This window comes from Nocardiopsis sp. RV163, assembly GCF_001029525.1.
In the GTDB taxonomy this organism is placed as follows: domain Bacteria; phylum Actinomycetota; class Actinomycetes; order Streptosporangiales; family Streptosporangiaceae; genus Nocardiopsis; species Nocardiopsis dassonvillei.
Genome location: NZ_LEKI01000246.1, coordinates 1 through 5,246, shown reverse-complemented (window position 1 = coordinate 5,246; position 5,246 = coordinate 1). Strand labels below are relative to the sequence as shown.

Here is a 5,246-nt window from a genome sequence, read left to right as displayed (position 1 = left end):
TACGTGGCGGGCTTCACCGCTCCGGAGGGCAAGACGATGGGGCACGCGGGCGCGATCGTGTCGGGTTCCTCGGGCACGGCCGCGGCCAAGAAGGAAGCTTTGGAGGCCGTCGGCGTCAAGGTCGGCACCACCCCCAGCGAGGCGGCCCGCATGGTGCGCGCCGTCCTGGCCGGGGCTCCCCTCGGAGAGGAGGCGGGCGCCCTCCCCGAGGCGGCTCCCACGGCGCGATGACGGCGACGCTCAAGCCCGGCACCGACTGGGCGACCCTGTACACCCGCTGCAGCGACGCGGCCCCCGAGGCCTTCGGCCCCGACCGGACGCACAACCACTGGGGCGGCCGGTGGCGCGCCGACGGCGAGCCCCGGACCTCGTACTCGCCCGTGGACGGCTCGGAGATCGCGGGCCCGCCCATGCTCGACGGCGCCACCGCGGCCCGCGCGGTCGCCAGGGCGGCCGAGGACCACCGCCGCTGGAGCGCGCTGCCCCTGGCCGAGCGCCGGGAGCGGGTGCGCGCCGCGGTCCGCGCCTGGGAACGGCACCGCGACACCCTCGCCCTGGCCCTGGTCTGGGAGATCGGCAAGCCCTGGCGGCTGGCCCGCCAGGACGTGGACCGGGCGGTCTCGGGGGCCGAGTGGTACCTGGACGGCGTCGAACCGATGCTGGAGGGCCGCCTGCCCCTGGACGGCCCGGTCAGCAACATCGCGAGCTGGAACTACCCGATGAGCGTGCTGGCGCACGCGATGTGCGTCCAGGCGCTGGCGGGCAACGGCGTGATCGCCGAGACCCCCACCGACGGCGGACTGGTCTGCCTGACCCTGACCCTGGCCGTGGCCCTGGCGGTCCGCGAGGGCCTGCCGTTCACACTGGTCAGCGGAGGCGGCGGCGGCCTCTCCCCGGCGCTGGTGCGCGGGCCCGAGATCGGCTGCGTGTCCTTCGTCGGCGGCCGGGACACCGGCGGCCGGGTGGCGGCCGACCTCGCCGGCCCGGGGCGGCCGCACGTCCTGGAGCAGGAGGGGCTCAACTGCTGGGGCGTGTGGGAGTTCGGGGACTGGGAGACCCTCTCCGGGCAGATCCGCAGGACCTTCGACTACGCCAAGCGGCGCTGCACCGCCTACCCCCGGTTCGTCGTGCAGCGCTCCCGCTTCGACGCCTTCCTCGACGCCTACCTCACGGCGGTCCGGTCCGTGCGCTTGGGCCACCCCCTGGCCGTGGAGTCGGCCGACGACGACCCGCCCGAGCTGGACTTCGGACCGGTGATCAACGCGGCCAAGGCCAAGGAGCTGACCGACCGGGTGGCCGGGGCCGTCGCGGGCGGGGCCGTGCCGCTGTACCGCGGCGGGCTGGAGGACGCCCTCCTGCTGCCGGACCGGAACACCGACGCCTACGTGGCCCCCGTGGCCCTCCTGGAGCCGCCGCGCTCCTCGCCGCTCTTCCACGCCGAGCCCTTCGGCCCGGTCGACTCGATCGTGCTGGTGGACACCGAGGCCGAGCTGCTGGCCGCCATGAACGCCAGCAACGGAGCCCTGGTCGCCACGGTCTCGTGCGACGACACCGACACGGCCGAGCGCCTGGCCGCCGGGGTGCGGGCCTTCAAGGTCGGCGTCAACCGGCCGCGCTCGCGAGGGGACCGCGAGGAGCTGTTCGGCGGCTGGGGGGACTCCTGGCTGGGCGCCTTCGTCGGCGGCGAGCGGGAGGGAGGGGCTCACCCGAACCGAGGAGCCACTGCCTACAGGAAGCCTGTCTTCGCTCATGCGGCAAGTTCAGCAAAGCGAATGGGAATGACTTGGGCTCTTCGAAGACCGGATGTCGGGAGCGGTCGGTGCAGGGGGCTGGAGCGCACCGGCCGCTCCCGCGTCTACCGACCCGGACCGCGGACGCCTCCCGTGGCCGCCGAAGGCGCGGCGTGCGCCTTCTCCAGGAGGATCCGGTGCCGTCCGGCGTAGACGTTCATGGAGGTTCCCCGGAGGAAGCCGACCAGGGTGATGCCCGCCTCCGCGGCGAGGTCGACGGCCAGGGACGAGGGCGCGGAGACGGCGGCCATCATCGGGATGCCGGCCATCCACGCCTTCTGGACCAGTTCGAAGGAGGCCCGCCCCGAGACCATCAGCACCGTCTCGCGCAGCGGGAGCCGGTCCGAGCGCAGCGCCCAGCCCACCAGCTTGTCCACCGCGTTGTGGCGGCCCACGTCCTCGCGCAGGGCCAGCAGTTCGCCGTCGGCGGTGAACAGGCCGGCGGCGTGCAGGGCACCGGTGCGCTCGAACACCCGCTGGGCCTCGCGCAGCCGGTCGGGCAGCGAGGTCAGGGTCTGGGCCTCGACGCGCAGCCCGTCCGCCTCCACCCGCCACACGGCCTGGGTGCGCACGGCGTCCAGGCTCGCCTTGCCGCACAGGCCGCACGAGGAGGAGGTGTAGAAGTTGCGCTCCAGGGAGGTGTCGGGGCGGGGGACGCCCGGAGCCAGGGACACGTCGAGCACGTTGTAGGTGTTCGAGCCGTCCTCGGTGGCCCCGGCGCAGTAGCGGATCGCGGTGACCTCCTCGCCCCGGGAGACCACGCCCTCGCTCACGAGGAACCCCGCGGCCAGGTCGAAGTCGTTGCCGGGCGTGCGCATGGTGACGCTCAGCGGGTCCCCGTCCAGCCTGATCTCCAGGGGCTCCTCGACGACCAGCGTGTCCACGCGCTCGGTCGCGGACCCGTCCCTGATCCGGAGCACCTTCTCCCGGACCGTGACCCGTCCCATCCGTTCCACCGCCTTCTGGTGTACCTCTGTCCCGGTTCTATCTGATTTCGCCCGGTTTCTCATCCCCCGAGGTGGGCCCGCCCCCGAGCGGGCCCACGGGGATCAGCCGCCGCCGCGCCGCTGTACGTGCTGGAAGCCGAACCGGCCCTTGATGCACAGGTTCCCGTGGGTCACCGGGTTGTCGTGCGGTGAGGTGACCTTGACGATCTCGTTCTCCTGCACGTGCAGCGTAACGTTGCAGCCCACCCCGCAGTAGGTGCACACCGTCGTGGTCTCGGTCTGCGCCTCCTCGTCCCAGGTGCCCGCCCCGCGCATGTCGAACTCGGTGCGGAAGGACAGGGCGCCTGTGGGGCACACCTCGATGCAGTTGCCGCAGTACACGCACGCCGAGTCGGGCAGCGCGACGTCGTGCTCGGTGGACACGCGCGCGTCGAAGCCGCGCCCGGCCACCCCGATGGCGAAGGTGTTCTGCCACTGGTCGCCGCAGGCGTCCACGCACTTGTAGCACATGATGCACTTGGAGTAGTCGCGTACGTACAGGTCGTTGTCCACCTTGGCGGGCTGCTCGACCGTCTCCGCGACCGCGCCGTCGCCCGGCTCGTGGCCGCCCGCGTGGCGGGCGTCGCGCACGCCCAGCGCCGCGGCCTCGGCGCGCGGGCCGAACCGCTCGGGCTCCGCCTCGTAGCGCTCCATCCACCCGGCCGCCTCGGGCGTGGTGGACAGGTCCACGGAGGAGCCGAGCAGCTCCAGGACCATCTTGCGGCTGTGCCGCACACGCTCGGAGTCCGTGGCCACGCTCATGCCGGGCTCCAGCTTGCGCGAGCAGGCGGGTGCGAGCGTGCGCGCGCCCTCCACCTCCACCACGCACACCCGGCAGGCGTTGCGGGGGGTGAGGGTGTCGCCGTAGCACAGGGTGGGGATCTCGGTCCCCTCCCCGGCGCAGGCCTCCAGGACGGTGGTGCCCTCGGGAACGCGCACGGTGCGCCCGTCGATGGTCGCGTCGATCAGCCGCTTGGGCGGGGCCAGGAGTACGGGGACGGTCATCGGGCCTCCTCGGTAGCCGCCCGGGTGACCGGGCCGGTGCTCTGGTGGGTGTCGTCGGTCGCGTCGAACAGGCCGAGCCGGTCGATCGCCGACTCCACCGCGTTCCAGGCGGTCTGCCCCAGGCCGCAGATCGAGGCGTCGCGCATCGCCAGGCCGACCTCGCGCAGCAGGGGCACCTCGGCGGCGGCGTCGCCCCCGGACCTGATCCGCAGCAGCGACTCCTCCTGGCGCACGGTGCCCACCCGGCAGGGCACGCACTGGCCGCAGGACTCGTCGCGGAAGAAGGCCGCCACCCGGACCAGCGTCGCGACCAGGTCGGCGGTGTCGTCCAGGACCAGCACCACCCCCGATCCCAGGGACGCGCCCGCCGCGCGGGCCCCCTCGAAGGTCAGCGGTATGTCCAGCTCGTCGCCGCGTACGAAGGTCCCGGCCGCGCCGCCGAGGAGGACCGCCTGGACGGTGCGCCCCTCGGGCGTCCCCCCGGCCGCCTCGATCAGGTCGCGCAGGGTGGCGCCGAAGGGCAGTTCGTACAGCCCCGGGCGGCGCACGCCCCCCGACAGGCAGAACAGCTTGGGGCCGGTGGACTCGCCGGTGCCCACGGCCGCGTAGGCCGGGCCGCCCATCAGCAGGACCGGCAGCACGTTGACCAGCGTCTCGACGTTGTTCACGGCGGTGGGCTTGCCGAACAGCCCCTTCTCAACGGGGAAGGGCGGTTTGCTGCGCGGCTCGCCGCGCTGCCCCTCGATGGAGCCGAAGATCGCGGTCTCCTCGCCGCAGATGTAGGCGCCCGCGCCGCGCCGGATCTCGATGTCGAAGGCGAAGCCCGAGCCCAGGACGTCCGGGCCCAGCAGGCCCCGCCCCCGGGCCAGCGCGACGGCGTTCTCCAGGTGGCGCAGCGCCCGGGGGTACTCGCCCCGGATGTAGAGGTAGCCGGTCCGCGCGCCCACGGCGTACCCCGCGATGGTCATCGCCTCGACGACGGAGAACGGGTCGCCCTCCATCAGGACCCGGTCCTTGAAGGTGCCGGGCTCGCTCTCGTCGGCGTTGCACACCAGGTAGTGCGGGCCGTCCGGCTGCTGGGCGGTGGCCTGCCACTTGCGCCCGGTCGGGAAGGCGGCCCCGCCCCGGCCGACGAGGCCGGAGTCGGAGACCTCCCGGATGACGCCTGCGGGGCCCAGGCGCAGCGCCCGGCGCAGCGCTGCGTACCCGCCCGCGGCGCGGTAGTCGTCCAGGCTGAGGGGGTCGACGGTGCCGATCCGGCGCAGCAGCACGTGGTCGGGCGAGCCCGCGTCGGGCACGGCCGCGGCGGGGTCGGGTTCGGGCGCGGTCCCGGGCAGCGGGTCCGCGCCGAAGGTGGTGGAGGGCCGGTGGACGTCGGCCTCCGGCGCTTTGGTCCCGGTCGGGGCCCCGGCGGCCATCGCGTCCAGCGCCTCGGGTGTGGCGGGGGCGGCGACCGGGACCAAAG

Annotated in this window: 4 protein-coding genes and 1 pseudogene; 2 read left to right on the top strand and 3 right to left on the bottom strand. The window is 74.1% G+C overall.

Annotated elements, in window-relative coordinates; genetic code table 11:
• Window positions 1–231, top strand: a pseudogene (locus ABD54_RS25220) (succinate--CoA ligase subunit alpha); the annotation flags it as partial.
• Window positions 228–1,943 (top strand): aldehyde dehydrogenase family protein, encoded by a 1,716-nt coding sequence (locus ABD54_RS25215; protein ID WP_235432195.1) that lies wholly within the window; start codon window positions 228–230, stop codon window positions 1,941–1,943. The pseudogene ABD54_RS25220 and the gene ABD54_RS25215, both read left to right, overlap by 4 nt.
• Here ABD54_RS25215 and fdhD read toward each other — a convergent pair.
• The 3 genes from fdhD to ABD54_RS25200 form a co-directional block, all read right to left on the bottom strand.
• Window positions 1,856–2,737, bottom strand: a complete 882-nt coding sequence (gene fdhD / locus ABD54_RS25210; RefSeq protein ID WP_047872041.1) for a formate dehydrogenase accessory sulfurtransferase FdhD — start codon at window positions 2,735–2,737, stop codon at window positions 1,856–1,858. The two genes, ABD54_RS25215 and fdhD, sit on opposite strands and share 88 nt — an antisense overlap.
• A 102-nt stretch (window positions 2,738–2,839) precedes the next feature.
• Window positions 2,840–3,781 (bottom strand): 2Fe-2S iron-sulfur cluster-binding protein, encoded by a 942-nt coding sequence (locus tag ABD54_RS25205; RefSeq protein ID WP_047872040.1) that lies wholly within the window; start codon window positions 3,779–3,781, stop codon window positions 2,840–2,842.
• The coding region (locus ABD54_RS25200; protein ID WP_047872039.1) for an NADH-quinone oxidoreductase subunit F at window positions 3,778–5,246 on the bottom strand (1,469 nt) is incomplete at its 5' end. The genes ABD54_RS25205 and ABD54_RS25200, both read right to left, overlap by 4 nt.